Genomic DNA, 26,141 nt, shown 5'->3' on the forward strand with positions numbered 1-26,141 from the left:
TGGACGGTCATTTTCCCGGATGAGTTGCGGCCCGCGTTTGCTGGCGTGACGAATTCTGGCTGCTTGCCGCTGTTGGCAGGTTTTGCGCCGTTGTGGGCCTTCACGAATCGCCGGTACTTGAAATATTCTGCACCATACTTAGCTCCCAGTCCTTTTGCCATTTTTCTGAATCGTCCTGATCGAACCAGCCGGCTACGTAAGAGGATATTTCATCCGCATCCTGCAAGTTCGATTCTGCCAAATATGAAACTGTCGCTTGAAATCCCGCCCCAATAAAAAATTCCACGCCCATTGATGTTCCGACATCCATATTTATATGCTTTGCTACCCAAAGGCTATGGATATCGCTTGTGCTGCCGAGACGATAAAGCAAGAAGGCACAACGATAAATTCCTTCGTAAGAATCACCATCATCTTTTATTGTCCCATCCCAAAGCGCAATTCTATACCGCACTTCCTTCTCGAAGACTTGTCGAATTAGCGTGGAGTATGGCGCGAGTGGCCGCTCCAGCAGAATTTTATAGAGTTGTTGGCGTACCCGCGGCGAGTCGAGTTCACTATCGCTGTCAGGTGTAAGAAGTCCCTGGGAGTTTTCAAAATACTCAAGAATTTTTTCAGCGCACAAGAAGGATATTTTATTTTTTTCTGCAGACCTATTTTGACTTATCTCAACTTCAACCTGCGCCACAATCTGAGGCGTGATAGGCAATTCTGGCGTATTTTTACGCTTAAAAAAATTCCACATTAAACTTGGCCTTTTAGATCCTGTCCGCTCCCACTTGAGAGCACTTAACTGTCCTGCTTGCTCCTTGTGAAAACCGCCCAGGCAAGCACCGCAATGCCTGCAACGATACATCCGGCCAGACTGACGGCGGCACCAAAAATGTACCACGCCACATCGAATCCGTGACTATAGAATGTTCCAACAAATAGCCCGCTCACCAGCCAGACTAACACCGCCAATTTCAGCAGAAAGTTTTTTACTTTACGGATAGGTCGACCAAGGCGCATTTGTTGAATAGCGGCCATGCCCATGACTAAACAAGCCAAACTCGCCGCAATTATCAAGCGTGAAAATGAATACTCCATGTCGCAACCTGACTTGTAGCTGAGCCAGCGGGCCCATAGATTAAAAGACCGGGGGGCTTAAGTGCAACAGCCCATTATCGCTTGCAACGACGCCGCCGGCCTGAATCCGCACTACAAAACTCATGCGGCCACACGAATTGGCGAGCGTCCAGGCGTCCGCTACTGGCCGCTACCGGACGATAGCAATATCTCAGTAAAGGTCTTATTGCCATCCTGATAAAAATAAATTTCTCAAGCCCTTATATCACAGCGGCAAGGCGCAGATAAATTCTAAAGTGGCAAGGGGCCTGTACAAATTCTTTCCGTGCAGGACGGTGCGCCCCCATGTGCCACCCTTCACTCTTCAGCGCTATCTGCCCCTATCGGCGCATTTCTGGCGATCTCATCCAGATTTTCAAGCACCGTGTTCGTCAGGGGAACACTAAGCCCACGGACGAGAAGGCCAAGCAATCCGATTTCCCGCATCATCGCTTTGCGCTCATCGTAATCGGGATTTTCTGAGTAGTGGAGTACATCCACCGTCTCAAGCACTTTTTCTGCCGAAGCGCAAAAATCGGCAAGCTTGCCATATTGCATGTACTGAATCGCATAACTGGCTGAAATAAGCGCATTTTGTGCAAGATCGCCCTCGATATCGCCAAATTCCTCGCTGTCAGGAATTTCCGAATCAAGGGTCGCCAGCATATCCCCCCATACCTGTTCATCTTGAAAGCAGGCCTCCACATTCAATGACAGTTCGACCATGTTCAAAAAATACCGGGACCTGTTTTCACCATAGCGGACATCGAATTGCTCCATCAATGGCGCCTGGCGCTTGATGAAATTGATCAATATTGCAACATTTTCACGCTGCGAGAGCCTGGCCGCCGCATCAATGGTGTGCTGACCATATTTATTTATAAGCAATTGTATTTCACTCTCTTTTTTCTTTGAATATCCTGTCCAGGCAGGGCAACGCTGCCATTCCGACGCGATCACGCACCAGATACTGGAGCCGCCCCAAAGCACTAGTAACTCGACGATGGGGCCAGCGCCGCGCACTCCCTGACGGTCTTCGCGCTATAGTCGAAATTGATGCTATTCGTGCCCTGGCCACGATACATGCTCTCACCTTCCCCGATTGTCGCCTGCGCGCCCATCTTGCACAGCACGGCCGGTGCACGCTGCGCCCAGTCCAGCCTGCGCAAGGTGGCGATATTCCTGTCGCGCAGCGCAGCGCTCCAGCCCTCGTCCTTGAAGCGCACCGAATAGACCACAGCATGCAGCTGCACCCGGCTCGTCCGGTCGATCACATTGCCGCCGTTCTGCAGCACTTCAGCCAGGTCGCTCTCGATGAACTGCATGACGTCGGGACCGCGCTTGGGCGTGTCATTGCGGCCCAGCTGGGAAAGAACGAAGAGCGCGAACACGACAAAAAGCGTCAGATAAATTTTTCCATCAAAAAAGGACTTCATTCCCGCTTTCCCATGTTGTTCAGTATGTATATCTGCCCCTGGGCCGGAAACGTCAGGCGATGTCCAGCAGCTTTGCCAGCCCAGGCTGATCCCCCGCCGTCACAAACCACGCCGCCTGCCAGCGCTGCGTGCGCTGCGCCTGGATCGATTCCGGCGCGCACCACGGCGGATATACGCGCAGCGCGCGCTTGCCGCCCTGGGCGGCGCGCGACATCACGCCCCGTTCCAGCAGCACACTGCGCGGGAAAACGAAGAAGCCGTGCCGCGCGCCGTCGTCGTCGTCCGCCACGGCGATGATGACGACGTCAAAAGGGTCGGCGTCATCCAGCGGGGCAATGTCGGCATCGGGATGGGGGCGCTTCCAGACGGTGACGAACTGGCCGATTTTCGTCGGCGTGGTTTTCGCCACGCGCAAGACCAGGCGCTTGCCGTGCAGTTCGGCGCGGCAGGCGCCGTAGTCCGCGCTTTCCGCTTCCGGCACGGGCGCTTGCGGCAAGCCTAGAAATGCCCATGGACTGGCCTTCATTGCGCGCTGAACTCGGCTGCGGCCTTGGCCGCCCACAGCGCCTCGGCGTGGCTGGCGAACGGGCTGTCGTAGCCGTCGACGGTGCCTTCCTCGTCGACAAAATACAGCCACCAGCCGTCGGCCTGCTGGCGGATGGCCGTGTGGCCAGGTGCGCAATGGGTTTCGATGGGGTCGCCGGCGGCCAGGGTGGCGATGCGGATGCCGCGGTGAATAATATGCTCGGGTGTCATGGGAAAATACGTCATGCGAAAAAATCAATGGCCGTAGTGTAGCCGGGCCGGCCCATCCTGGCCAGTGCGCTACACTATTGCTTCATATGGAGAAAAAATATGGCATCACAGCAAGGCACGGTGGATTTTTTACTCGACCAGATGGCGGGCGCGGGCAGCATCAGCGCGAAAAAAATGTTCGGCGAGTATGGCCTGTATTGCGACGGCAAGATGTTCGCCATCGTCGCCGACGACCAGCTCTTCATCAAGCCGACGGACGCTGGCCGCGCCTGGATCAGTACGCAAGGCTCGCTGCAGGAAGCGCCGCCCTATCCGCAAGCCAAGCCGTATTTCCTCATCGATGGCGGGCTGTGGGACGAGCGCGACTGGCTCAGCCAGCTGGCGCGGCGCACGGCCGACGCCTTGCCGCTGCCAAAACCCAAGCCGCCGCCCAAGCCTAAAAAACCGGCATCAGCTGCTTAAGACGCTGTTTTCGCAGGCCTTTCCTTCACGGAAGCATGCCAGGTTGTGATACGTGATGGCGGCGATCTCGCGCAGCGCTTCGATGGTGAAGAAACCCTGGTGGCCCGTCACCAGCACGTTCGGGAACGTCATCAGGCGCTGGAAGATGTCGTCGTCGATGATGTCGGACGAGCGGTCCTGGAAGAACAGATTGCTTTCCTGTTCGTACACATCGATGGCCAGGGAACCGAGCTGGCGCGATTTGAGCGCCTCGATGACGGCGCCCGTGTCGATCAGGCCGCCGCGCGAGGTGTTGACCAGCATGGCGCCCTTCTTCATCAGCGGCAAGGTTGCTTCGCTGATCATGTGGCGCGTGCTGTCCATCAGGGGGCAATGCAGCGAGACGATGTCGGACTCGGCCAGCAGCCGCGGCAGCTCCACCATCGTGCCCAATTCAGCGAACGCGGGCGCCGGATACGGGTCGTGGCCCAGCACCGTGCAGCCAAAACCCTTGAAGATGCGCGCCGTCGCCAGGCCGATCTTGCCCGTGCCGACGATGCCGACCGTTTTGCCGTGCAAGGTGGCGCCCAGCAAGCCGTCCAGCGAGAAATTGCCTTCACGCACGCGGGCGTAGGCGCGGTGCGTGTGGCGGTTCAGGGTCTGCACGAGGGCCAGCGTGTATTCGGCCACGGCTTCTGGAGAATAGGCGGGCACGCGGGCGACAAACAGGCCCAGGCGTTTGGCCGCTTCCAGGTCGAGGTTGTTGTAGCCGGCGCAGCGCAGCAGGATGGCGCGCACGCCGTAGCCGTGCAGGGCTTCCAGCACGGGCGCGTCGAGCACGTCGTTGACGAAGACGCACACGGCGTCCGCGCCTTGCGCCAGGATCACGGTTTCCTGGCTCAGCAAGGCGCTGTGATAGACCAGTTCAATGCCGGCGGCGTCGGGCTGGGCCGGCAAGGCTTCGTCGAAGAAACGGCGGTCGTAGGGCTGGCTGGCAAAGAAGGCGATTTTCATGGGGAGTCCTGGAACTTGCTGGATGGCAAAACATCATCATAGCGCAAGCGCCCTGCCCCACCCTGTACGCCTGGCGCCGTGGATCGCCTATTTGGGTTCGCGGGGCAAGGTCAGCACGTGGCGCAGATACGCCGTTTCTTCGGCGTGCTGCGCGTGATACCGCTCGCGCGCAGCGCGCATGGCCGCGTGGTGGGCCGCGATGCCGTTTTCCGTCAACTCCACGCCGAAGTCCGCCGGCACCGGCACAGGGCCGCCGAACAGGCGCGCCAGGATGAGACGGCCCACATTGTCGCGGTAATGCGATGCTTCCCAGTAATAGCGCATCGCGCGCGCGCCCGTCACCTGCGGGATCGCCTCGCTGGTGATGCTGTTGAAGCCCGAAAAATCAAGCAGGCGCACGTCGCAGCCCTGGCCCCGGTAGCGTCCGGCCATCTGCGCCAGGTCGCGCTGCCATGTTTCCATGGCGCCCCACTTGCCGCGCCAGTACAGGGCGTCGAGCGTGAGCGCATGCGTGGGATTGATGTACAGGCGCAAGCGCGTGCCGCCCCGGCACAGTTTGCCGACACTGGCATCGAAGGCCTGCAGCGCGGGCGCCGTCGGCCCCAGGCCGTCGCCGAATTCCTGCAGGCGCGGCGTGAAGGCGCGCGCCGTGCCGGTCCAAGTACGGTTGCGGCTGGTGAGGCAGGACTCGTCGCGCTGGCCGTGCAAGGCCAGGCTGGACAGGCACACGCCGTCATAGGTGCCGCTGAGGATGCGCCAGGTGTCGCGCGTCATGTCGACAGTCAAGCCGCGCTTGATGTTGAGCAAAGCCCGGCGCGCGAAAAACGCGGGGCCGGCGTCCGTCAAACCCGGTTCCACGCCGGCCGAGCCCAGCTCCAGCGAGAACGAGGGCGCGTCAATGCCCCACACCATGGTGTCGACACGGCTGACCCTGGCCGCGTGCTCGGCCAGGCGCATGGCTTCGCCGATGGAGGCGCCCGAGACGGCGCTGTTGAAGACGCTCTTGCCTTCAAACAAAGTGCGCACACTGTTCGCCGGCAAGCCCATTTCCGTGCGCGAGTTGCCGATATACACGACGGCGGGCCGGTAGCGCGCCACGGCATACGTCTTGCCCCACACGCTGAGTTTTTCGGTCGTCGGCCGCAGTCGCTGCAGCAGCGGGCTGTCCCACTGGTGCAGCAAGTATGGATCGACGTGGTAATTGACGGCCGAAACGAGGGCCAGCGCTGCCAGCGCGCAGGCAAGGAAGGTGGCGAGGTAGCGGCGGGCAATGGTATCCATGGTCAGTATTGGAAGGTGAGAAATGACGTATGCGGCACCTTGCATCAACGCCGGATCAGCGGCCCGTCCAACACCCGCTGCGCATAGGCCGTTTCGTGCGCGTGTTCCACGCGATAGCGGTCGCGCGCGGCGCGCATGGCGGCCTGGTGGGCGCCGATGTTGGCCTGCGTCAGTTCCACGCCGAAATCGGCCGGCGGCGGCGTGCCACCGCCAAACAGGCGCGCCAGGATCAAGCGGCCCACATTGTCCCGGTAGTGCGACACTTCCCAGTAATAATGCATGTCGGGCTTGCCGCTGACGAGCGGGGTCGCTTCCGTCGTGATGCTGTTAAAGCCGGAAAAATCATACAGTCGCACGTCGCAACCCTGCCGGCGGTGGCGCTCGGCAATCTGCGCCAGGCCGCGCTGCCAGGCCTGCATGGCGTCCCACTTGCCGCGCCAGTGCAGCGCGTACAAGGTCAGCGCATGCGTGGGGTTGATGTACAGGCGCAGTCGCATGGCGCCCCGGCACAGCTTGGCTATGCTGGCGTCAAACGCCAGTGTCGAGGGCCGCGTCGGCCCCAGGCCGTCGCCGAATTCCTGCAGCCGCACTGGAATGGCGTCCTTCGTACCGAGCCAGTGCTTGATGCCCATGAGGGTGCAGGTCTCGTCGCGCTGCCCGTACAGGGCCAGGTTGGAGCGGCAGGTATCGCCGGCATTGCCTGTCAGGATGCGCACGCTGTCCTCCGTCATGTCCAGGGTCAGCCCGCGCTTCAGGTTGACGAGGGCGCGCCGGGCGAAAAAGCCGTGCCCGGCGCCCGTCAGGCTGTCTTCCACGCGCGCCGCCCCCATGTCCAGGGAAAAAGTGGGCGCGTCGATGCCCCACACCATGGTCTCGACGCGGCTGACCCTGGCCACATGCTCGGCCAGGCGGATGGCGTCGCCGATCGAGGCGCCGGACACGGCGCTGTTGAAGACGCGCTTGCCGTCGAACAAGGCGCGCATGCCCGTCGGCAAGCCCAGTTCCGTGCGCGAATTGCCGATGTAGATGATGGCCGGCCGGTAGCGCGCCACGGCATAGGTCTTGGCCCAGGCGCCGAGCTTTTCATTCAACTGGCGCGGACGCTGCAGCAAGGGGCTGTCCCACTGGTGCAGCAGGTAGGGATCGACCTGGTAGTTCAGCAGCGAGACGGAGCCGAGCGCGAGGCAGACGCAGGCGAAGAAACCGGTGACGTAGTGGCGGGCGGCAGTGTCCATGCTCAGAATTGAAAATAGAGAAATTCGGTGACCCGGTTCATGCCGAAGATGCAGGCGACGAACAGCGCGGCAAAGCCCACGCTCCAGCGGCGCGTGGGCCGCCAACTGAAAGCCCAGCGCCCTGCGGGTTGAAAGATTCTTTCAATGGCAGGCTCGTAGAGAAAGAATATTTCTTGCGTATTCGGCGCCTTGAAGGCCAGCAACATGGCGCCCAGCAGCACGGGCAAGCCTGGCCCCGCCAGTTCGATCCAGCGGATGCCGCCGAACGCCGGATGCAGGCCCCACTGCGCCAGGCTGGCCGCGTGGCTGGCCAGGCTGCGCGGCAGGCTGACCCCGTTCGCCCCCACCAGCGCGCCCGTGATGTCCCAGGCCGTGGCCACGTCGGGCGCGCGGAAGAAGATCCAGGCCAGCATCACGGCAAGAAAAGTCAGCAAGCTCGGCCACCAGCGCGCCGTGGCCGCACCAAACACCCGCTGCCACGCCTGCTGCAGCACCAGGTACAGGCCGTGCAAGCCGCCCCAGATGACAAACGTCCAGCCGGCCCCATGCCACAGGCCGCCCAGCAGCATGGTCAGCAACAGGTTGCGGTAGCGCATGGCTTCGCCGCGCCGGCTGCCGCCCAGCGGGATATAGAGATAGTCGCGCAGGAAGCGCGACAAGGTCATGTGCCAGCGGCGCCAGAAGTCGGCGATATTGGCCGCCTTGTACGGCGAATTGAAGTTCAGCGGCAACTTCACGCCGAACAGGCGCGACAGGCCGATGGCCATGTCGGAATAGCCGGAAAAGTCGAAATACAGCTGGAAGGTGTAGGCCAGCACGCCGATCCACGCCTCGATCAGGGTCGGTGTGGCGCCGGCCGTGAAGACGGGGATGGCCAGCGGCGACAGGTTGTCGGCGATCAGCACCTTCTTTGCCAGGCCGATGGTAAAGATCGACAGGCCGATGGCGAAATTGGCGGCGCGCGGATGGGCGTTGGCCGGGTCGGCGAACTGCGGCATCATGTCGCGGTGGTGCAGCACGGGACCGGCGATCAGGTGGGGGAAATAGCTGACGAACAGCACGTAATGGATGAAGCGGTATTCGCGCACCTCGCCCCGGTAGCAATCGACGAGGAAGGCGATCTGCGTGAAGGTGAAGAACGAGATGCCGATCGGCAGGATGATGTCGAGGCCGGACCACGGCAGGCTGCCAGCGCCAGCTCCGGCGGCCACGGCATTGACGCTGTCGATGAAGAAATGCGCATATTTGTAGTAGGCGAGCAGCCCCAGGTTCAGCGCCAGCGCCGCCACCAGCACGCGCTTGCGGGCCGTGCCCGCGTTGGCGCCGATCAGGCGGCCGGCGCCGTAATTGACGCAGATCGAGGCCAGCAGCAGCGACAGGTAGCGCACGTCCCACCAGGCATAGAAGAACAGCGAGGCGAGCGCAAGCCAGGCGGCCGGAGCCAGGCGCCAGCTGGCCTTGGTGACCCCGGCAGACGCCCAGCGGTCCAGCAAAAAATAGCCGGCCAGCACGATGGGCAGATAGCCGAACAGGAAAGCAAAGGAATTAAACAGCATGTTGCCTCCTGGCAGGCAGCGACTGCACCTGGTAGTAACACTCGGCAATCTGCGCCGCCACCCGTTCCCACGTAAAACGTTCCACCAGGGCTTGCACGCGCTCGCGCTCGGGAGACAACGCCAGCCATTCGAGGATGGCCTGGCGCTGCGCGGCGCCGTCGTCCCAGGCCACCTTGCGCAGCGCGAAGACGGAATCGGGCAAGTCCAGCGCGCTTTGCGCCGTCATGACGACGGGCGTGCCGGCCGCCAGCGCTTCGAGCACGCTCAAGGGAAACACCTCGCCCTGGCTGGGCAAGGCCGCCACGGCCGCCGCGTGGAAGGCGCTGGCCAGCAGCGGATCGGCGTGGTCGAGCGCGCCCAGCCAGCTGACGTGCGGCAAGTCCAGCAATTGCTGCAGATACGCCTGCTGTTCGCGCGGCGCGGCGCCGATCAGCACCAGGGGCACGCCGGCGCCCGCCAGCGCCTGCGCCAGTCCCAGCTGGTTTTTGTAGGGCGAAATGCTGCCCACCATCAGCACGAACGGCCCGGCGATGCCCGTTTCGCGCAGGAACAAATCGCCATTGGCCGTGAAAAAATGCGGGTTGATCCCATTCGGCAAGACGCGAATGGCATCGATCGGCATGCCGAACCCTTGCACGATGGCGTCGCGCTCGGCCTCGCCCAGGGCGATCACCACGTCGGCCAGCTGCAAGGCGCGCCGCGTTTGCGCATAGCTTGTTTGCACCATCCATTCCGTCAGGCGCCCCGCCAGCCGGTCTGCCAGTCGCGCGCGCCAGGCGCTGGCCCGGCCCCAGCCCGGTGACAGCAACGGCGACAGCACCACGGGCACGCCTTGCTCGCTGGCCATTTCCATGATGCGGTAGGTGCCATTGCTGGCCGAAAACACGTGCAAGACGTCGAAGTCGGCCAGCCGCTGATGGTTGGCGTCGACCAGCTGCACGTCCAGGGGCCGCGCCGGTAACTGGGGCAGCCGGTTCAGCGCGGCAATGGTTTCGCGTACCTGGATCTGCAAGCCGCCGTCGCGCTGGAACAGCATCGGGTAGGACAAGATACCGACACGCATGGTCATCCTTTCGTCCATTTGACTTCCAGCCAGCGTCCCGCCAGCTTGCGTTGCAACAACAGAAACTCGCCGGCCAGCTCATGTTTCAACAGGAACAGACCCGCCAGCCAGCACAGCAAGGTGGCCAGCGCCGTGCCCGTCAGCGCCAGCAGCGCCGGGGTTGCCGTTGGCAGCCACAGCAGCGAAGCGACGGGCGCGACGGCGCTAAGGCCGCACAGCAGCAGGCTCTTGCGCAAGGCCCGCGCCAGGATGCGCCAGTCCAGGGCGCTCAAGCGCCGCAGGCAGCCGTAGTTCAGCCAGCTGCGCAACACATTGCTGAGGACCACGGCCCAGGCCACGGCCACCAGACCGAACGGCGCCGCCGCCAGCAACAGCGCCACCTTGATGACGCCGGCGCAGGCATCGAGCCGTACTTGCGCGTGCAGCTGGCCCGTCGCCACAAACAGGTAGCGGGCCATGCTGAACATGCTATACACGGCCGAAGACAGGCACATGATGCGGATCAAGGGCACACAGGCTAGCCATTGCGTGCCATACAACACCTTGACCAGGGGCAAAGCCATGCAGGCGAGAAAGAGAAAAAACGGCCAGGCCAGCGCCGTCATGTAGCTGATCGTGCGCAAATACACGAGTTCCGCCCCGCCCTGTCCCCCACCCTCGCGCGCGCGCGCCGCGAACAGGGGAAACACCACGGGAGAAATCGCGCTGGTAATGGCCTGGTTGAAAATATTCAGCACGCTTTGCGCCTTGCCGAACAGGGCCAGGCTTTCAATGCCGATCAGCTTGCCAATGATCAGGTCCGGCGCCGCCACGCCCGCCTCGTCGACGAGACCGCCTCCCGTCGCATACGCGCCAAAGCGGGCGATATCGCCCATGCCGCGCCGTCCCGGCAGCCACGGCAGTTCCTTGGGCCGCACCAGCAGGCTCACCAGCAGCGAGGCGCAGGAACCGGCCAGCGCCGCCCACACCATGCTCATGTAACTGCAGCCCTGCAGCGCCAGCAGCACGGCCACCAGCAAGTTGACCACGCTATTGGCCGCGTTGATGGCGTAGATGGCGCGAAAGCGCAGTTGCCGGCGCAGCATCGGTAAGGTCAAGGCGCTGAACGGTATCAACAGGAAATTGATGGCCAGCAGGCGCAGCACGAGAGTCAGCCGGGGTTCGCCATAGAACTGCGCGAGCGGCGCGCTGGCCAGCAGCACCGCACCCGCCAGCAGCCAGGCGACGAGCAGGCTGGTAGCCAGCGCGGCCCGCAATTTCACCACATCGAGCTGCTTTTCCTGGATCAGGTATTGCCCCACACCGAAATCGCGCACCACTTGCGCCAGCGCCACCAGCACGGCGCCCAGCGAATACACGCCCACTTCGGCCGGCGTCAGCAGGCGCGACAGCACCATGGTGGCGACGATGCCCAGCAGCAGCACCGTGTATTTTTCGGCAAACGAAAAGAAAAACGAATGGCGGGTGGCGCTCATGCGGGCCACCCGCGCCTAGACGAGGCCGGCGTAAAATGCGCGCAACTGGCGTTCCAGGCGCGGCATCGAATAGCGCTGCACGGTTTCCTCGCGCGCCAGCTGTCCCATGCGGACGCGCCGTGGCACGTCCAGCAGCAGCTGCGCCACGGCCGCGCAGGCGGCGTGCTCGTCGTCCAGCGGCAGCAGCAAGCCGCCTGCGCTGTCGTGCAGGATATCGTGGGTGCCCGGCACATCCGTCCCCACGGCCGGCACGCCGCAGGCCATGGCCTCGATCGTGGCAATGCCGAAACCTTCGTTTTTACTCAGCAGCACATGCAGGTCGAAGGCCGGCATCAGCAAGTCGATACGCTGCTGGAAGCCGGCAAACACGGTTCTGTCGTGCAAGCCCATCTGTTGCGCCTGCAGCCGCAGCATGGCTTCCAGCGGCCCCGTGCCCACGAGCACTACATATAAGTTGGGAAACTGCGCGGCCAGCCTGGCGAACAGCGTCAGCAGCGCTTGCGGGCGCTTCTGTGCGGACAGCCGCGCCACGCAGCCGAGCACGAGCGCGTCCGGCGGCAACCCGAGCTGCTGGCGCGCCAGCACTCTCCGTTCCGGCGAGACGATAAACCTGTCCGTATCGACGCCGTTGGGAATGACGGCCAGGCGCGTGTCCGGCGCCAGCATGTCGCGGTACAGGTCAAGAAAATGCCGCATGGACGAGGCCGACACGGCATACACGCCCCTGACGCTGCGAAACGCTTCCTGCAGCCGGGGCCGCTGCCAGTCGCTGAAGGCTTCCAGGGGAAACGCATTGTGCACGCTGATCACGGCCGGCAGCCGGCATCGCCGCGCCAGCCACAGGATGGAAGCGCCATAGCTGGTCCAGCAAAACGCCACATGGACGAGATCGGGCCGCAGCCGCCGCAGCCGCCACGCGCCCGTCAGCCTGGCGCGCAGCCAGTTCCAGCGGCGCCAGGCCCAGTGCTCGAGAAACAAGGGCGGCTCATACACGCGCACTTGCATCTGTCTTGCGCGCAAGCCTTGCGCCCAGGCAGTAAAACCGGGAAAGCGCCGCAGGGCCAGCACGCTGTCATAGCCGTTCGCGCCCAGCATGCTCGCCTCTTGCGCCATGCGCAGCTCCATGCCGCCCAGCTCGCCCGAATAACTGCTGATGACGATGCGCGGCAAGCGTTTACGGCGTCCGCGCCACGCTTCATGGAAGAAGCCGCGCAGCCAGGCCCGCTCCCATTGCCGCAGGAACAGGTCGGCGTGGTCGCGCCGCAGCCAGGCCCGCACGGCGCCGAGGGTATCGCGCACGTATCTGCCCAGCATCCAGCGCGGCACGCCGAGCAACTCCACGCTCGGTGCGAATGTCGCCAGCCGGCATTGGCCCCGACCAAACAGCATGGCGCGGCGCAATATCCAGGCGCGCTGCACTTGCGGCACGCGGATGATGTGCGCCACCCTCGCTTGCGGACAGAACCAGGATGGATTGCCGGCAGCATGCATCTCCAGGTTGAGCCGGGTTTCGCTGCCCATGGCGTAATTGGCCCCCTGCGGGCCGATGCTTTCGTCATAGCGGGCGCCCGCCTCGAAGATGCGGCGGCGTATCGCCATGTTGGCGCCCCAGACCAGGCCTGGATAGATGGGCGCGTCGCGCAGGTCGGGGCTGGTGATGCCCCACGTCAGGCCAACGGGCGTCAGGCGCAGCAGCCAATCGGCCGGTCGCTCGCGCCAGGCGGGCATGATGGCGCCGCCGAACAGGGCGTAGCCGGGGTGGGCGCGCGCGCTGTCCTGCAAGCGGCACAGCCAGTCGGATCCGGGCATGGCGTCGTCGTCGCCGAACACGAACAGCTCGCCGCCATCGCCGCCCTGCCGCAAGGCGTGTTCGACAGCCCCGTTGAGGGCGGGACTGCGGCCGCGCCGCGCCACATAGACGGAACTCAAGGGCAAGCGGCCGCGGAAGGCGGCGATCACCTGGGCCGTGGCGTCCGTGCTGCCATTGTCGGCGATGACCAGGCGCCAGCCGCCCGCAGGCGGGCGCAAGCCCATGTAGGCGCGCAATACCTGGGGCAAGGTGCCGGCGCCATTGTAGGTCGCCATGAGAACGGTCAACAAGGACATGCCTCCTTGGTCTTACCATGACAAAACTATGCATCAAGCAGTGTTGATCCAGTGTACTGAGCCTGCCCGCCAGCCCGTTGACAGGCATCAAGACCTTGCCAAGCCGGGCACAACCAGGAGCGTTCCCCTTCATGCGCGACATATTGATCACCGTCATCATCCTGGGTTCGCTGCCCTTCATCCTGAAGTCGCCTGCCATCGGCGGCCTGATGTGGGTCTGGGTCAGCGTCATGAACCCGCACACGCAGGGCTGGGGTTTCGCCACCCACATGCCATTTGCCTTCATCATCGCCATCGCCACCCTGCTCGGCCTCGTGATGACGCGCGAACCGAAGAACCTGCCGCTCACGCCCGTCAGCGTGCTGCTGTTGCTGTTTGTCGCGTGGATGAACGTAACGGCGCCGTTCGCCCTGCTGCCCGAATCGTCGTGGGTGCAGTGGAACAAGGTCATGAAGATCATGCTGATGAGCTTTGTCGTGATGATGGTGATACGCACGCGGCGCGATATCGTGCGCCTCGTCTGGGTGCTGGTGGGGTCGATCGGCTACTACGGCGTGAAAGGCGGCATCTTCACCATCCGCAGCGGCGGCACGGAACGGGTGTGGGGGCCGGAAGATACGTTTATTGGCGATAACAATTCCCTGGCCCTGGCCCTGATCATCACCATCCCCCTCATGTATTATTTGCAGCAAAACACGGACAAGCGCTGGCTGCGCCACGGCTTGTCCGGGGCCATGCTGCTGTCGGCCCTGGCCGCGCTGGGCTCGTATTCGCGCGGCGGCCTGCTGGCCATTGCCGCCATGGGCCTGTTCATGTGGATCAAGAGCGACCGCAAGCTGGTGCTGGGCGCGCTGCTCGCTGCGGTCACGCCGTTGTTGCTGGCCTTCATGCCCGAGCGCTGGGCCGAACGCATGGACACCATCAACACGTATCAGGACGATGTGTCCGCCATGGGCCGCCTGAATGCCTGGCGCATGGCCTGGAACCTGGCGCGCGACCGTTTTCTCGGCGGCGGCTTCGACGTCTCCGACGCCGCCGTCTTTGCCCGCTATGCGCCGAACCCCATGGATGTGCACGCGGCGCACAGCATTTATTTCCAGGCGCTGGGCGAACACGGCTTTGTCGGCTTGCTGATTTACCTGGCGCTGGGCATCGCCACCTGGCGCACGGCGGCCGCCATCATCCGCCGCACGCGGGGCAAGCCGGAACTGCGCTGGGCGCTGGGCCTGGCCACAATGAGCCAGGCCAGCCTGATCGGCTTTGCCATGGGCGGCGCCTTCCTCAGCCTGCTGTATTTCGACATGCCGTATTACCTGATGGCCGCCTTGATCGCCACGCGCATCATCGTCGAGCAGCAAGCGCCAGCCTCAACTGCTCGGCAGGCCAAACCCCGGATCGCCGTCGCGGAGCAGCCATGACGGCCACCTTGTCCATCCTGATCTACCACCGCGTGCTGGCGCGGCCCGACCCGCTGTTTCCTGGCGAAGTCGATGCGGCCCTGTTCGAGCGCCAGTTGCGCCTGATAAAACGTTTCTATACGCCGCTGCCGCTCGGCGATGCCGTGCAGCGCCTGCAGGATGGCGGCTTGCCGCCGCGCGCCGCCTGCATCACCTTTGACGATGGCTATGCGGACAATGCGCAAGTGGCCCTGCCGCTGCTGCAGCGCCATGGCTTGCATGCCACGTTCTTTATCGCCACGGGCTACCTGGACGGGGGGCAGATGTGGAACGACACGGTGATCGACGCCGTGCGCCAGGCATCCTGTCCCGTGCTGGACTTGCGCGCGCACGGCCTGGGAACCTTCCCCGTCACCAGCCTGGCACAGCGGCAGGCCACCATCGCCACCTTGCTGGGCCAGCTCAAATACCTGCCATTTTCCCGGCGCCAGCAGCTGGCCATGTCCATTCGCCGCCAGGCGGGCACCAGGGCAAGCCCGCCAGCCATGCTGAGCACGGCGCAGCTGCGCCAGTTGCATGCGGCCGGCATGGGGCTGGGCGCGCACACGGCCAGTCATCCGATTTTATCGACCTTGCCGGAGCGGGCGGCGCAGCTGGACATCGCCAACGGCAAGCGCCAACTGGAAAGCTTGATCCAGGCGCCCGTCAACCTGTTTGCGTATCCGAACGGCAAGGCCGGACGCGATTATGGCGCGCCGCACGTGGCGATGGTCAAACGCCTCGGTTTCAAGGCGGCCGTCGCGACGGACTGGGGCGTGGCGCGCCCCGGCGCGGCTCTCGACTTGCTGCAGCTGCCCCGTTTTACGCCGTGGGATCGAGGACGCCTGGCGTTTCTGTGGCGCATGCGGCAAAACCGCCTTCAAGCGCACCCAGCGCGCCCGGATGCTGGCTGAGCCACTGTTCCAGCATCAGCAGCAGCCACACCATGGTACCGTGATAGGCCGGGTGTTCCGCCAGCAAGCGCCCTTGCAGATCGTCGATGAAGGCGGGCCGCACGATGCCGCGCCCGCGCAGCTGCGTCAGGTTGTCGAACGCAAACTCGCGCAGCGGCACGTGGCTGTGCAGCCACTGGCCGAAAGGCAAGCCAAAGCCGTGCTTTTTCTTGCGCACGATGGCCGGCGGCAAGATTTCCGCCAGCGCCCGCTTGAAGAACGGTCGCAGCCGCGTGCCGTCGAGCTTGTCCCGCGACGCCAGGCCCGCAGCGAATGCCACCATCGCATCGTGCAGGAAGGGAAACGCCGCTTCCACGCCGGCCAGCTCGCAGGCCTTGCGCACCTTGAACAGATCGTTGTCGGCCAGGGTAAAGCGCATGTCCAGCGCCAGCAGTTCATTGATTTGGCTCAAGCCCTGGCCTTGCCGCGCCCAATACGCGCCATTCACGCAGCCGGGCGCCATGCCCGGATCGATGGTATCGATAAAACCCGCTTCCAGCACCGTGCGGTAACCATGGCGCAGCAGCAGGTTGTAGCTGTCGAGCCTAGCCGGCAGCGGCAGGCTCGCCTGCTCGATGTAGCGGCGCGCCTTGTCGCCCAGGCGCCACGGCTTGCCACTTTGCTGGCGGAACAGCAGCGGCTCGATGATGGTCTGGCGCAACATGACGGGCAAGCGTTCATATTGCGACAGCAAGGCCTGGTGCGCATAACGCTCATTGCCGCCAAACAATTCATCGCCGCCGTCACCGCCCAAGAGGCGCGTCACGCCATCCTCGCGCGCCATCTGCGCGCAATAGTAAGCGGGAATGGCCGAGGCATTGCCGAAAGGCTGGTCGAAGATGGCCGCCATGGCGGGAATCGCGGCCAGCACGTCGTTTGGCGTCACGTAGCGTTCGTGGTGGATGCTGCCCGCGTGGCTGGCGGCCAGGCGCGCATAGGCCATTTCGTCATAGCCGGGCGCATCAAAACCGATGGAATACGTGCGCGCGGGCCGGCCCGTCACTTGTCCCATGATGGCGGCCAGGGTGGAACTGTCCGTACCGCCGCTGAGAAACGCGCCCGTGTCCGCCCCGTCCGCGCCGAGGCTGCTTTCCACTGCCTGACGCAGCAGGCGCAGGAATTCCTGCTTGTTCGCGGCAAAAGTGTCACGCGTGCGCGCCGTGCCTGGCTCCTGGAAGGCCAGTTGCCAGTAACTGCCCTTGCATTGCTTGCCGCCGCGCACATGCAGGTATTCGCCGGGCAGCAAGCGCTGCTGGCCAAGATAGGCCGTGGCCGGGCCGGGCACCATGTGGAAGAACAAATAATGATACAGCGCCTGCGGATCGAGCGCGCCCCGCACGGACGGATGGGCCAGCAAGGCGTCATGCGAGGAGGCAAAGAACAGCCCTTGCGCATTGTTCGCATAGCTGAGCGGATGCATGCCGGCGCGGTCCACTGCCAGCAGGGCCGAGCCGGAAAAGGCGTCGAGAATGGCCAGCGCAAATGGCCCGGACAGGCTGGCGCAAGCGGCCACGCCCCGGCTCAGCCACAGGGCCGCAAGGCGGCACGCCACGTCGTCGGCCGAGCCGTCGAGCTCGGGCCGGCCCCAGAGGGCCACCTGCAAGCCATCCTGCTGATACACATGGCGGCTGCCATCGATGGCAGCCACGGCCACGCCGCCCACTTCGCTGAGGCTGGCGGCCAGCGGCGCGCCATCGAATCGCGACAAGGGCGCGGCCATGCTTGCCAGCGCGGTGGGCGCGCCGCTATCGGACGCCGTGCCGCCAGGATCAGCCCAGTTCGCCGCCGCCAACCAACCGCACAGGCCGCTCATACGAGCACCTCGGCCGGCAGCGGATGGCCGAGAAACGCCGTCGGGCTGGCCGTCAAGCCATACGCGCCTGACTGGAACACCACCACCAGGTCGCCCTCTTCGGCGCGCGCCATCTCCATTTGATCAGCCAGCAAGTCCAGCGGCGTGCACAGCGGCCCCACAACGGACGCCACCTCGCGCACCCCGCCGTGCAGCCGGTTGCCGATGGCAACCGGGTAATTCTTGCGGATCAGCTGGCCAAAATTGCCCGAGGCGGCCAGGTGATGGTGCAAGCCGCCATCCGTCACCAGAAAGACCTGTCCATGCGACACCTTGCGTTCAAGCACCTTGCACACATACACGCCCGCCTCCGCCACCAGATAGCGGCCCAGTTCCAGGTTCAGGCGCACGCCAGGCGCCGCCGGGGCCAGGATGGCCAGCTGCCGCTGCAAACCGTCCGCCACGGGGGCCAGGTCAAGCGCCTGGTCGCCGGGGAAATACGGCACGCCGAAGCCGCCGCCGATATTCAGGGTGCGCAAGGGCGATGGCGCGCTGTCGGCCAGTTGCAGGGCCAGCTGCACGCTCAGGGCCTGCGCTTCGGCCAGGGCCGCCCCCGACAGGCTTTGCGAACCCGCATACAGGTGAAAGCCGTGAAAATCCAGTCCCAGCTGGCCGATGCGGCCCAGCAGCGCTGGCACCAGGGCCGCATCGACGCCGAACGGCTGCGCGCCACCGCCCATGCGCATGCCAGTGCGGCGCAAGGCGAAGTCGGGATTCACGCGCACGGCCACCCTGGCCGTCACGCCCAGCCGTTCACTGGCCAGCGCCAGCCGTTCCAACTGGGCACCCGATTCCACATTGACCAATACGCCCGCCGCCACGGCCCGCGCCAGTTCCCCATCGCTCTTGCCCGGCCCCGCAAAACTGATGCGCTCCGGCGCCATGGGCGTATCGAGCGCCGTGGCCAGTTCGCCGCCCGACGCCACGTCGATGCCATCGACCAAGCCCGCCAGCCACTGCACCACGGCCGGCATGGGGTTGGCCTTCATCGCGTAATGCACATGCACGCCAGCAGGCAAGGCGGCGCGCAGTTCGGCCACGCGGCGCGTGATGTGCGCCCGTTCATACGCATAAAACGGCGTGCTGCCCACCCGCTGGGCCAGCCGGCGCAAGGACACGCCGCCGATCTGCAGCATGTCGCCATCCACAGCGAACTGGCGCAGCGGTGAGTGCGACGGCAATTCCGTGCTGTTCGAGCGGATCAAGTCCTTCATGCCGCATCTCCTGTTTGGACCGCATACGCGCGCGCCAGTTCCCTGGCCAGCAGGGGACGGTCGATCTTGCCATTCGGGTTGCGCGGCAGCACGCCGTCGTGGATTTCCACCCACAGCGGCACCATATAGCTGGGCAGGCGGGCGCGGCAGGCGGCCAGCACGTTGTCGCGCAGCAATTCCACACCGGGCGCGGGCGTGACGAGCAAGGCGATGGCCTGGCCCAGCACGGCATGGGGCAAACCCAGCGCTGCGGCCTCGCCCACCAGCCCGCTTGCATACGCGACTTCCTCGATCTCGGCCGGGCTGACCCGGTAACCGGAGGTCTTGATCATGTCATCGCTGCGCCCCACGAAATACAGATAGCCTTCCGTATCGCGGCGCACGGTGTCGCCCGACCAGACGGCCAGTTCCGGCAGCACCAGGCCGCTCGCCTGGGGCGGCAGCGGCTTGAAGCGCTCGGCCGTGCGCGCCGCATCGTTCCAGTAGCCGAGCGCCACCAGCGCGCCACGGTGCACCAGCTCGCCCGGCTCGTCGGCGTCGCACGTGCTGCCGTCCGGACGCAGCACCAGCACTTCCGCGTTGGGGATCGCTTGCCCGATGGAGTCGGGGTGCCGCTCCAGCTGTTCCGGCGCCAGATACGTCGAACGGAACGCTTCCGTCAAGCCATACATCAGGTAAACCTGCACGCGCGGCAGCGACTGGCGCAGCTTGTCAAGCGTGGAGCGCTGCATCACGCCGCCCGAATTGGTAATGTAACGCAAGGGGGTGGACAGGGGCCAGCTCAGTTGCGACAGCTGCACCCACAGCGGCGGCACGGCGGCCAGGCCCGTGATGGCTTCCTGCTCGACGGCCTCAACGATATCGCGCAGCAACAGATAATTCATCAGCACGGCGCAGGCGCCGCTGGCAAACGCCGTCGTCAGCTGGCTCAGGCCGTAGTCAAAACTTAGCGGCAAGACGCACAGGATGCGGTCCTGCGGCGTATTGCGCAGATAGCCCGACACGCTGAGCGCGCCCGCCAGCATGTTGCGGTGCGACAGCACCACACCTTTCGGCCGCCCCGTGCTGCCCGAGGTATATAAAATGGCGGCCATGTCGATGTCGATGGCCGCACGCGGCCGGAGGGCGGGCACATTGGTGGGCACGGCCGTCCACGCCAGCACGCGCACCTTGCCCAGGCGCGATTCCTGCTGCGGTTCGCCCGTCAGCAGCACCGTGCGCAAGTCCGGGCAGGCGGCCAGCGCGGGGCCCAGTTGCGCCAGGCGTTCGCGCGACGTGACGAGGATGTCCACGTTGCAGTCGGCCAGGATGTACGCCACCTGGTCCGGCTTGAGCAGCGGATTGACGGGCACGAACACGCCGCCGGCCGCCGCCGCGCCGAACATGGCGCTGACGTTTTCCGGGCGTTTTTCCAGGTATACGGCCACGCGCGCGCCACCTTGCAAGCCCAGGGTCAGCAAGGTATTGGCTGCCTCGCGCACGGACTGCGCCAGCGCGGCATAGTGCATTTCCTCGCCCTGCCACGACAGGGCCGGTGCGTGGGGCGCGCGCTGCGCCGTTTCAAAGATCAGGTCGTGTATCAGTGTCGCCATCGTGTCATCCCCGGATTGCCATGATTGCCATGCATTCCCCTATGATTCAGACAAACGGCCACAGCGGTCTTGATTTTGATCAATTAACAGTTTCAGCAACACAGCTTGAGCCGGCGCAAGACCGCCGCTGGCCGCTGCGCTCTAATGGACAGCGTTGGCTGCATAGCCGCCCCATCCGTTACCGCCATGGCCCTGTCCCCGCGATTTCCCCTGCTGCAAAGGCTGGCCGCCAGCCTCCATCAACTGGGCTGGCGCGACAGCGCCTGGCTGGCCCTGGCGCGGCTGCTGGCAATGGTGCCCGGCGGGCGCTGCGCGCTATATCGTTATCAATTCGTGGCGCAAGCCGTGGCGCCCGGTTCGCTGTGCCGCGGGCGCGGCCAGTCGATCAGCGTCACGCCCTACCTGACGGAGGCGGACTTGCCGCCCGGCCCCGAGCGCCGGCCCGGCGCGCTGCGCGAACGCTACCGGCAAGGCGCGCTATGCCTGGTGGCGCGTGACAATGCAGGCATGGCTGGCTGGATCTGGCTGCTGCGTCACGGCTGCCAGGAAGACGAGGTGCGCGCCCGCTATGCGCTGGCCTCACACCAGTCGTCGTGGGACCTGGACGTGTGGGTGCATCCCGACCGGCGCGGCGGCCTCGTCTTCGCCCGCCTGTGGGAAGAAGCCAACGCCGTGCTGTACGCGCAGGGCGTGCGCTGGACGTGCAGCCGCATCTCGCGTTTCAACCGCGCCTCGCTGGGCGCCCATGCGCGCCTGGGCACGCACGCTCTGGGCACGGCCACGTTTATCCGCTGCGGGCGCTGGCAAGCGATGGCCGCCAGCCTGCCGCCGTATCTGCACCTGTCGCGCCGCCCCGACGAGATCCCCTGCCTGGCCTTCGATACGTCGTCCCTGCCGCACTACCCTTCCCTGGAGCTGACATGCCGCATCTTGAAGCAGTAAAGCACATCCTCGACACCACCCTGGGCTTGAACGGGCGCGTGCTGGAGAGCCACACGCCGCTGCTGGGCAGCGTGCCGGAACTCGACTCGATGGCCGTGATCGGCGTGATCGCCGCGCTGGAAGACCATTTCGGCATCATCGTCGCCGACGACGACATCCACGCGCGCCACTTCGCCACCGTGGGTTCCCTGCACGACTTCGTGTTTGCAAAGCTGCGACCATGAACCGCGCCGTCCTCGACGCCCTGCCGCTGCTGCCCTTCTTCCTGCCCGCCAGCGGCGGCCAGCGCTACTGCCTGCTGCACCTGCCGCCGCCGGGCCAGGCCGCGCGCGGCGGCATTCTCTATGTGCATCCGTTCGCGGAAGAACTGAACAAAAGCCGCCACGTGGCCGCCGCGCAGGCGCGCGCCTTTGCCGCCGCCGGCTACAGCGTGCTGCAGATCGACCTGTTCGGCTGCGGCGACAGCAGCGGCGATTTTAACGAAGCGCGCTGGGACATCTGGCACAACGACCTGCATCTGGCTTGCGCGTGGCTGGCGCAGCGCGTCGACGGCCCCTTGAGCGTATGGGGCTTGCGCCTGGGCGCCCTGCTGGCCCTCGATTTTGCCAGCCGCGCGCCGCTGCCCCTGGCGCGTTTGCTGCTGTGGCAACCGGAACTCGATGGACGGCGCAGCATCGACCGCTTCCTGCGCCTGCGCCTGGCGACCGGCATGCTGGCTGGCGGCTCACAGGAAGCGCCCGGCCAGGCGCGCGCCACACTGGCGAATGGCGAACCTGTGGAAGTGGCCGGCTACCTGCTGGCGCCCGAATTGGCGCAGGCCATCGATGGTGTCAGCGCCTCCACGCTGCAGCCTTCCGTGCCCGTCTACTGGCTCGACTACCAGGCGCCGGCACAGACAGCCGCACCCCTGCCATCACTCGCGCGGCAATGGCGAGAACACGGCGCCGCCGTGCACGTGGCCACCTTTGGCGACGGGCCGTTCTGGCACAGCGGCGAGCTGCTGGCGTGTCCGCAACTGCTGGACGCCACGCGTGCGCTGTGCCGCGACTGGCTCGACGCGGAAAGGACGCCGCCATGAAGCGCGACAGCGGGCAGCAGCACCTCGCCGGACACGCCGTGCGCGAACTGGCCCTGCGCTTTCGCAGCGCAGCCGAAGACGACGAGGCGCAGGCGCGCCTGGCCGGCATCCTCAGCCTGCCCGACGTGCCGGGGGCGCGGGGCGTCTTGATCGTCACGGGCGGGCCGCAGTACCGAATCGGCAGCCACCGCCAGTTCGTCTTGCTGGCCCGCGCCCTGGCCGTGCAAGGCTGGCCCGTACTGCGTTTCGACTTGCGCGGCATGGGCGACAGCGAGGGTAGCGCGCGCGACTACCGCGCCGCCGGTCCCGACATCGCCGGCGCGCTGGCGCAATTCTTCGACGCCGTGCCATCCTTGCGCGAAGTAGCGCTGTGGGGCTTGTGCGATGGCGCCACGGCCGCCGCCTGCCATGCGCCACGCGACGCGCGCGTCAAAGCCCTGATCCTGCTCAACCCTTGGGTGCGCAGCGGCGCCGGCCTGGCGCGCGCCACCTTGCGCCATTACTATTTTCCACGCCTGCTGCAAGGCGGTTTCTGGCGCAAGCTGGCCAGCGGCGGATTGCAGCTGGGCGCCAGCCTGGCGTCGCTGCGGCAGGTGGCGGCCGCCACGCAGGAAGCGGACCCGCTGGAAGACGACGCGCCCGCGCCGGCCCTGCTGCGGGCGCTGACGCAATTCCAGGGCAAGGTGCTGCTGATCCTCAGCGGCGACGACCTGGGCGCGCGCGAGTGGCAGTCCCTGCTCGATGGCGATCCTGCCTGGCGCGCCGTCACGGCCCGCGCGCAATGGACGCAGGCGCAGGTCGATGGGGCCAACCACACATTTGCCAGCGCCGCCTGGCGCGGCGAAGTGGAACAGCGGTGCGCGCGGTGGCTGCAGTCATGGTAAAAACCTCGCCGAACGCGGCCCGACCGAACGCGGCCCGACCAAAACGCGTGCTGATGGTCGCCTACCATTTCCCGCCGCTGGCCGGCGGCAGCGGCATCCTGCGCACCCTGGGCTTTGCCCGTCATTTGCCCGACTGCGGCTGGCAGCCGCTGGTGCTCAGTCCCGGCGCCACCGCGTATGCGCAGCGGGGTGACGCGCAACTGGCGCAGCTCGGCGCGCAAGCCACCGTGCGGCGCACCCTGGCGCTGGACGCGGCGCGCCATTTCTCCATCGCCGGGTGCTATCCGCGCTGCCTGGCGCTGCCCGACCGCTGGAGTTCCTGGTGGCTGAGCGCCGTGCCGGCCGGCCTGCGCATGATCCGGCAATACCGCCCCGACGCGATCTGGTCGACGTATCCGATCGCCACGGCGCACCTGATCGCGCTGACCCTGCAAAAACTCAGCGGCCTGCCGTGGATCGCCGACCAGCGCGACCCCATGCTCGACGACAGCGACCCGCTGGCGCCCTATCCCCCCGAGCCGCGCCTGCACCGCATGCATGCGTGGCTCGAACAGCGGATCGCGGCGCGCAGCGCGGCCATCGTCTGCACCACGCCGGGCGCCATCGACGCGCACCGGCGGCGCCTGGCGCAGGTGGGGCGCGAACGTTTCCACCTGATCGAGAACGGTTACGATGAAGACGGCTATGCAGACCGCCCTGAGCGCACGGGCCAGCGCAACCGCTTTTTGCTGCTGCACAGCGGCGTGATCTATCCGTCCGAGCGCGATCCGCAAGCGCTGTTCGAAGCGCTGGCCCGGCTGCGCCATGATGGCGTGCTGCATGCCCGCAATTTCCAGCTGGTGCTGCGCGCCACGGGGCACGATGCGTGGCTGGCCAGCCTGCTGGTGAAATACGGCATCCTCGACCTGGTACGCCTGGAACCCTTGCAGCCGCACGACGCGGCGCTGCAGGAAATGCTGGCCGCCGACGGCTTGCTGCTGCTGCAGGCGGCCAATTGCAACGGACAGATTCCCGCCAAGCTGTATGAATACCTGCGCTGCCGCCGCCCCATCCTGGCGCTGACCGACCTGGCGGGCGACAGCGCGGCCAAGCTGCGCCACTGCGGCATCGACACCATCGGCCAGCTGGCGTCCAGCGGCGACTGCGCGCGCGCGCTGCTGCGCTTCCTGGAACTGGCGCGCCAGGGCCGCGCGCCGCTGGCCAGCCCCGGCGCCATCGCCCTGCAATCGCGGCAAGCCCGCAGCAATACCCTGGCCGCTTTGCTGGACCAGGTCAGTCACAGGAGCCCGACATGAAGCATCCCCTGTTAGCCTGCGCCCTCGCCGTTTGCTGCGCCAGTGCCAGCGCCGCCGCGTGCCCGCCCTACGTCAGGCACACGCCGGGCGGCGACTACACGAGCGCGGAAGACCGCGCCGGCCTGTCCGTGGTCGAAAAATTCCATTTTTCGCGCGCCGTGGAAACACTCACGCAAGGCATGACGGGCAGCCTGGGCGGCGACATCAGCTACACGCTCGAACACTTTCCGAATCACCACCGGGCGCTGGCCTCGATGGCGAAACTGGGCTTGCGGCTGAAAAGCGCGCAGCCGGTGGGCGCCCGCTACACGGTCAGCTGCTACTTCGAACGGGCCATCGCCTTCGCGCCGCACGACGTGACGGCGCGCATGGTGTACGGCAGCTATTTGCTGTCCACGGGCCAGGACGCGACGGCGCTGGAACAGCTGGACGCGGCCAGCCGCCTGGCGCCCGAGCAGGCCACCATCCAGTACAACCTGGGCCTGATGTATGTCAAAAAGAAGGAATACGAGAAGGCCAGCGCCCACGCGCAAAAAGCCTACGCGCTGGGCTTTCCGCTGCCGGGACTGAAGAACAAGCTGAAGGCGGCGGGCAAGTGGAAAGAGCCGCCGCCCGCCGTCATGGAAGCAAAGGAAGCGCCGACAGAACCGGCCGTGGCGCCGGTCGAACTGCCTAGCGGGGAATGACGGCCGGCCGCCGGGCCACGCTCAGATGCGCCGTCGGCGACGCGGCCAACGCCGCGGCCAGGTCACGCCGCGACTGCGCCTTGTCTTCCGCTTCGCCGATGTGCGCCAGTTCGGCCGGCTGCAGCACGGTAAGAGTCAGCAGCATCACTTCGCCATACGGCGTGGCGAACGATGGGGAAATGGTGCTTGCGCCCTGGGCCAGCAGCACGCCCACCTGTTCGTTTTCGTCTTCCAGTCCCTTTGGTGCATCTTGCAGGTCGAGCACCATCGACACGCTGCCGTGGCGCTGCACCAGCAAATCGATGGAGCCGTGGTCGGCTACGTTCTGGCTGACCTGGTAAATGAGGTCGAAGAGCCACGATGCCTGCACGGGATTGCCGTCGAAGGCGGACAGCGGTGCCTCGATGCACACCTCCAGCAGGTGGCCGCGCGGGACGAACACGTCGTCGTCATCCTCGAACGGATCGCTCAAGCCATCGCTGGCGATGAGGATGGAATCACTCCGTCGGATCACCCTCCAGGCCTGGCGCAACGACGGCCAGCGCGGGCCGCCCATGAAGGCCGGGTTGACCAGCGGCGCGAGCACGTCGGCGTCCATGGCGCCCAGGGTGGCATAAAAGGCGTCGCGCGCGGCGCAGGCCGTGGCCAGCATCTGCGCGCCCGCTTCCTTGCCGACGACGGCGTCGTCAGGTTGCGGTACTTGGGGGATAGCGTTTTCAGGCATGAGAATACTCTTTGA

The 26,141-nt window shown here is 65.4% G+C and carries 26 protein-coding genes; 9 read left to right on the forward strand and 17 right to left on the reverse strand.

Annotation, left to right across the window (positions count from 1 at the left end; genetic code table 11):
• Positions 1 to 100: 100 nt before the first annotated feature.
• The 6 genes from CSQ93_RS03850 to CSQ93_RS03875 all read right to left on the reverse strand — a co-directional run bounded on the left by CSQ93_RS03850 (position 101) and on the right by CSQ93_RS03875 (position 3,314).
• Positions 101 to 745: a hypothetical protein gene (locus CSQ93_RS03850; RefSeq protein WP_099376840.1), complete on the reverse strand. Its 645-nt coding sequence runs from the start codon at positions 743 to 745 to the stop codon at positions 101 to 103.
• Between the two features lie 44 nt (positions 746 to 789).
• Positions 790 to 1,089 carry a hypothetical protein gene (locus CSQ93_RS03855; protein ID WP_158301106.1) on the reverse strand — a complete coding sequence of 100 codons (300 nt, stop codon included), beginning with the start codon at positions 1,087 to 1,089 and terminating at the stop codon, positions 790 to 792.
• Positions 1,090 to 1,425: 336 nt separating this feature from the next.
• Entirely contained in the window at positions 1,426 to 2,067 is a 642-nt protein-coding gene (locus CSQ93_RS03860) for a hypothetical protein (protein WP_158301107.1), read from the reverse strand.
• 29 nt (positions 2,068 to 2,096) lie between these two features.
• The gene (locus CSQ93_RS03865; RefSeq protein ID WP_099376843.1) at positions 2,097 to 2,543 is read right to left on the reverse strand and encodes a hypothetical protein; all 447 of its coding nucleotides are present in this window, start codon (positions 2,541 to 2,543) and stop codon (positions 2,097 to 2,099) included.
• Positions 2,544 to 2,595: 52 nt separating this feature from the next.
• Positions 2,596 to 3,069 (reverse strand): MepB family protein, encoded by a 474-nt coding sequence (locus CSQ93_RS03870; protein ID WP_099376844.1) that lies wholly within the window; start codon positions 3,067 to 3,069, stop codon positions 2,596 to 2,598.
• Positions 3,066 to 3,314: a hypothetical protein gene (locus tag CSQ93_RS03875; RefSeq protein WP_233516029.1), complete on the reverse strand. Its 249-nt coding sequence runs from the start codon at positions 3,312 to 3,314 to the stop codon at positions 3,066 to 3,068. The genes CSQ93_RS03870 and CSQ93_RS03875 overlap by 4 nt, the downstream gene beginning before the upstream one ends.
• Positions 3,315 to 3,398: 84 nt before the next feature.
• On the opposite strand from CSQ93_RS03875, the gene CSQ93_RS03880 reads away from it, so the two are divergent.
• Entirely contained in the window at positions 3,399 to 3,761 is a 363-nt protein-coding gene (locus CSQ93_RS03880; RefSeq protein ID WP_099376845.1) for a TfoX/Sxy family protein, read from the forward strand.
• Here the strand turns inward: CSQ93_RS03880 and CSQ93_RS03885 are convergent.
• The 7 genes from CSQ93_RS03885 to CSQ93_RS03915 all read right to left on the reverse strand — a co-directional run bounded on the left by CSQ93_RS03885 (position 3,750) and on the right by CSQ93_RS03915 (position 13,464).
• Positions 3,750 to 4,754: a 2-hydroxyacid dehydrogenase gene (locus CSQ93_RS03885; RefSeq protein WP_099376846.1), complete on the reverse strand. Its 1,005-nt coding sequence runs from the start codon at positions 4,752 to 4,754 to the stop codon at positions 3,750 to 3,752. The genes CSQ93_RS03880 and CSQ93_RS03885 overlap by 12 nt on opposite strands.
• Before the next feature lie 87 nt (positions 4,755 to 4,841).
• Positions 4,842 to 6,035: a hypothetical protein gene (locus CSQ93_RS03890; protein ID WP_099376847.1), complete on the reverse strand. Its 1,194-nt coding sequence runs from the start codon at positions 6,033 to 6,035 to the stop codon at positions 4,842 to 4,844.
• Between the two features lie 44 nt (positions 6,036 to 6,079).
• The gene (locus CSQ93_RS03895) at positions 6,080 to 7,270 is read right to left on the reverse strand and encodes a hypothetical protein (RefSeq protein ID WP_099376848.1); all 1,191 of its coding nucleotides are present in this window, start codon (positions 7,268 to 7,270) and stop codon (positions 6,080 to 6,082) included.
• A gap of 2 nt (positions 7,271 to 7,272) precedes the next feature.
• Positions 7,273 to 8,826: an MBOAT family O-acyltransferase gene (locus CSQ93_RS03900; protein ID WP_099376849.1), complete on the reverse strand. Its 1,554-nt coding sequence runs from the start codon at positions 8,824 to 8,826 to the stop codon at positions 7,273 to 7,275.
• On the reverse strand, positions 8,816 to 9,889 hold the full coding sequence (locus CSQ93_RS03905) for a glycosyltransferase family 4 protein (protein WP_324847108.1): 1,074 nt from the start codon (positions 9,887 to 9,889) through the stop codon (positions 8,816 to 8,818). Before CSQ93_RS03905 ends, CSQ93_RS03900 begins: the two co-directional genes overlap by 11 nt.
• 2 nt (positions 9,890 to 9,891) lie before the next feature.
• Complete coding sequence (locus CSQ93_RS03910; RefSeq protein ID WP_099376851.1) at positions 9,892 to 11,364, reverse strand: lipopolysaccharide biosynthesis protein; 1,473 nt, start codon at positions 11,362 to 11,364, stop codon at positions 9,892 to 9,894.
• A gap of 15 nt (positions 11,365 to 11,379) precedes the next feature.
• Positions 11,380 to 13,464, reverse strand: coding sequence for a glycosyltransferase (locus CSQ93_RS03915; protein WP_233516031.1), 2,085 nt, complete (start codon positions 13,462 to 13,464; stop codon positions 11,380 to 11,382).
• A 137-nt stretch (positions 13,465 to 13,601) separates the two neighbouring features.
• On the opposite strand from CSQ93_RS03915, the gene CSQ93_RS03920 reads away from it, so the two are divergent.
• Together CSQ93_RS03920 and CSQ93_RS03925 are read left to right on the forward strand one after the other, a co-directional pair.
• A complete protein-coding gene (locus CSQ93_RS03920; protein WP_099376853.1) occupies positions 13,602 to 14,888 on the forward strand; it encodes a putative O-glycosylation ligase, exosortase A system-associated in 1,287 nt (428 codons plus the stop codon).
• On the forward strand, positions 14,885 to 15,820 hold the full coding sequence (locus CSQ93_RS03925; protein ID WP_099376854.1) for a polysaccharide deacetylase family protein: 936 nt from the start codon (positions 14,885 to 14,887) through the stop codon (positions 15,818 to 15,820). The genes CSQ93_RS03920 and CSQ93_RS03925 overlap by 4 nt, the downstream gene beginning before the upstream one ends.
• Here the strand turns inward: CSQ93_RS03925 and CSQ93_RS03930 are convergent.
• From CSQ93_RS03930 to CSQ93_RS03940, 3 genes are read right to left on the reverse strand one after another with little or no spacing between them, the layout of a single operon-like run.
• Complete coding sequence (locus CSQ93_RS03930) at positions 15,729 to 17,672, reverse strand: asparagine synthetase B family protein (RefSeq protein ID WP_099376855.1); 1,944 nt, start codon at positions 17,670 to 17,672, stop codon at positions 15,729 to 15,731. The two genes, CSQ93_RS03925 and CSQ93_RS03930, sit on opposite strands and share 92 nt — an antisense overlap.
• On the reverse strand, positions 17,669 to 18,925 hold the full coding sequence (locus tag CSQ93_RS03935; protein ID WP_199534245.1) for a pyridoxal-dependent decarboxylase, exosortase A system-associated: 1,257 nt from the start codon (positions 18,923 to 18,925) through the stop codon (positions 17,669 to 17,671). The genes CSQ93_RS03930 and CSQ93_RS03935 overlap by 4 nt, the downstream gene beginning before the upstream one ends.
• A complete protein-coding gene (locus tag CSQ93_RS03940) occupies positions 18,922 to 20,517 on the reverse strand; it encodes an acyl-CoA ligase (AMP-forming), exosortase A system-associated (RefSeq protein WP_099376856.1) in 1,596 nt (531 codons plus the stop codon). The genes CSQ93_RS03935 and CSQ93_RS03940 overlap by 4 nt, the downstream gene beginning before the upstream one ends.
• A 186-nt stretch (positions 20,518 to 20,703) precedes the next feature.
• Here CSQ93_RS03940 and CSQ93_RS03945 point away from each other — a divergent pair, with 186 nt between their 5' ends.
• From CSQ93_RS03945 to CSQ93_RS03970, 6 genes are read left to right on the forward strand one after another with little or no spacing between them, the layout of a single operon-like run.
• On the forward strand, positions 20,704 to 21,459 hold the full coding sequence (locus CSQ93_RS03945; protein WP_099376857.1) for a GNAT family N-acetyltransferase: 756 nt from the start codon (positions 20,704 to 20,706) through the stop codon (positions 21,457 to 21,459).
• Complete coding sequence (locus CSQ93_RS03950; RefSeq protein ID WP_099376858.1) at positions 21,438 to 21,683, forward strand: acyl carrier protein; 246 nt, start codon at positions 21,438 to 21,440, stop codon at positions 21,681 to 21,683. Before CSQ93_RS03945 ends, CSQ93_RS03950 begins: the two co-directional genes overlap by 22 nt.
• Positions 21,680 to 22,537 (forward strand): hydrolase 2, exosortase A system-associated, encoded by an 858-nt coding sequence (locus CSQ93_RS03955; RefSeq protein WP_099376859.1) that lies wholly within the window; start codon positions 21,680 to 21,682, stop codon positions 22,535 to 22,537. The genes CSQ93_RS03950 and CSQ93_RS03955 overlap by 4 nt, the downstream gene beginning before the upstream one ends.
• Complete coding sequence (locus CSQ93_RS03960) at positions 22,534 to 23,421, forward strand: hydrolase 1, exosortase A system-associated (RefSeq protein ID WP_099376860.1); 888 nt, start codon at positions 22,534 to 22,536, stop codon at positions 23,419 to 23,421. The genes CSQ93_RS03955 and CSQ93_RS03960 overlap by 4 nt, the downstream gene beginning before the upstream one ends.
• Complete coding sequence (locus CSQ93_RS03965; protein ID WP_233516032.1) at positions 23,415 to 24,716, forward strand: glycosyltransferase; 1,302 nt, start codon at positions 23,415 to 23,417, stop codon at positions 24,714 to 24,716. The genes CSQ93_RS03960 and CSQ93_RS03965 overlap by 7 nt, the downstream gene beginning before the upstream one ends.
• Positions 24,713 to 25,402: an ABC transporter permease gene (locus tag CSQ93_RS03970; protein WP_199534246.1), complete on the forward strand. Its 690-nt coding sequence runs from the start codon at positions 24,713 to 24,715 to the stop codon at positions 25,400 to 25,402. Before CSQ93_RS03965 ends, CSQ93_RS03970 begins: the two co-directional genes overlap by 4 nt.
• Here CSQ93_RS03970 and CSQ93_RS03975 read toward each other — a convergent pair.
• Complete coding sequence (locus CSQ93_RS03975) at positions 25,389 to 26,126, reverse strand: hypothetical protein (protein WP_099376862.1); 738 nt, start codon at positions 26,124 to 26,126, stop codon at positions 25,389 to 25,391. The genes CSQ93_RS03970 and CSQ93_RS03975 overlap by 14 nt on opposite strands.
• Positions 26,127 to 26,141: the final 15 nt, after the last annotated feature.

Source organism: Janthinobacterium sp. BJB426 (assembly GCF_002735705.1).
GTDB lineage: Bacteria > Pseudomonadota > Gammaproteobacteria > Burkholderiales > Burkholderiaceae_D > Janthinobacterium.

What these genes read in the sequence shown, in the direction of transcription:
- CSQ93_RS03965 (WP_233516032.1), top strand. Translation starts at nt 23,415, where the DNA reads ATGGTAAAAACCTCGCCGAACGCGGCCCGACCGAACGCGGCCCGACCA.
- CSQ93_RS03905 (WP_324847108.1), bottom strand. Translation starts at nt 9,889, where the DNA reads ATGCGTGTCGGTATCTTGTCCTACCCGATGCTGTTCCAGCGCGACGGC.
- CSQ93_RS03890 (WP_099376847.1), bottom strand. Translation starts at nt 6,035, where the DNA reads ATGGATACCATTGCCCGCCGCTACCTCGCCACCTTCCTTGCCTGCGCG.
- CSQ93_RS03975 (WP_099376862.1), bottom strand. Translation starts at nt 26,126, where the DNA reads ATGCCTGAAAACGCTATCCCCCAAGTACCGCAACCTGACGACGCCGTC.
- CSQ93_RS03930 (WP_099376855.1), bottom strand. Translation starts at nt 17,672, where the DNA reads ATGAGCGGCCTGTGCGGTTGGTTGGCGGCGGCGAACTGGGCTGATCCT.
- CSQ93_RS03885 (WP_099376846.1), bottom strand. Translation starts at nt 4,754, where the DNA reads ATGAAAATCGCCTTCTTTGCCAGCCAGCCCTACGACCGCCGTTTCTTC.
- CSQ93_RS03925 (WP_099376854.1), top strand. Translation starts at nt 14,885, where the DNA reads ATGACGGCCACCTTGTCCATCCTGATCTACCACCGCGTGCTGGCGCGG.
- CSQ93_RS03960 (WP_099376860.1), top strand. Translation starts at nt 22,534, where the DNA reads ATGAAGCGCGACAGCGGGCAGCAGCACCTCGCCGGACACGCCGTGCGC.
- CSQ93_RS03875 (WP_233516029.1), bottom strand. Translation starts at nt 3,314, where the DNA reads ATGACGTATTTTCCCATGACACCCGAGCATATTATTCACCGCGGCATC.
- CSQ93_RS03855 (WP_158301106.1), bottom strand. Translation starts at nt 1,089, where the DNA reads ATGGAGTATTCATTTTCACGCTTGATAATTGCGGCGAGTTTGGCTTGT.
- CSQ93_RS03880 (WP_099376845.1), top strand. Translation starts at nt 3,399, where the DNA reads ATGGCATCACAGCAAGGCACGGTGGATTTTTTACTCGACCAGATGGCG.
- CSQ93_RS03950 (WP_099376858.1), top strand. Translation starts at nt 21,438, where the DNA reads ATGCCGCATCTTGAAGCAGTAAAGCACATCCTCGACACCACCCTGGGC.
- CSQ93_RS03945 (WP_099376857.1), top strand. Translation starts at nt 20,704, where the DNA reads ATGGCCCTGTCCCCGCGATTTCCCCTGCTGCAAAGGCTGGCCGCCAGC.
- CSQ93_RS03900 (WP_099376849.1), bottom strand. Translation starts at nt 8,826, where the DNA reads ATGCTGTTTAATTCCTTTGCTTTCCTGTTCGGCTATCTGCCCATCGTG.
- CSQ93_RS03910 (WP_099376851.1), bottom strand. Translation starts at nt 11,364, where the DNA reads ATGAGCGCCACCCGCCATTCGTTTTTCTTTTCGTTTGCCGAAAAATAC.
- CSQ93_RS03870 (WP_099376844.1), bottom strand. Translation starts at nt 3,069, where the DNA reads ATGAAGGCCAGTCCATGGGCATTTCTAGGCTTGCCGCAAGCGCCCGTG.
- CSQ93_RS03920 (WP_099376853.1), top strand. Translation starts at nt 13,602, where the DNA reads ATGCGCGACATATTGATCACCGTCATCATCCTGGGTTCGCTGCCCTTC.
- CSQ93_RS03935 (WP_199534245.1), bottom strand. Translation starts at nt 18,925, where the DNA reads ATGAAGGACTTGATCCGCTCGAACAGCACGGAATTGCCGTCGCACTCA.
- CSQ93_RS03940 (WP_099376856.1), bottom strand. Translation starts at nt 20,517, where the DNA reads ATGGCGACACTGATACACGACCTGATCTTTGAAACGGCGCAGCGCGCG.
- CSQ93_RS03850 (WP_099376840.1), bottom strand. Translation starts at nt 745, where the DNA reads ATGTGGAATTTTTTTAAGCGTAAAAATACGCCAGAATTGCCTATCACG.
- CSQ93_RS03895 (WP_099376848.1), bottom strand. Translation starts at nt 7,270, where the DNA reads ATGGACACTGCCGCCCGCCACTACGTCACCGGTTTCTTCGCCTGCGTC.
- CSQ93_RS03955 (WP_099376859.1), top strand. Translation starts at nt 21,680, where the DNA reads ATGAACCGCGCCGTCCTCGACGCCCTGCCGCTGCTGCCCTTCTTCCTG.
- CSQ93_RS03865 (WP_099376843.1), bottom strand. Translation starts at nt 2,543, where the DNA reads ATGAAGTCCTTTTTTGATGGAAAAATTTATCTGACGCTTTTTGTCGTG.
- CSQ93_RS03970 (WP_199534246.1), top strand. Translation starts at nt 24,713, where the DNA reads ATGAAGCATCCCCTGTTAGCCTGCGCCCTCGCCGTTTGCTGCGCCAGT.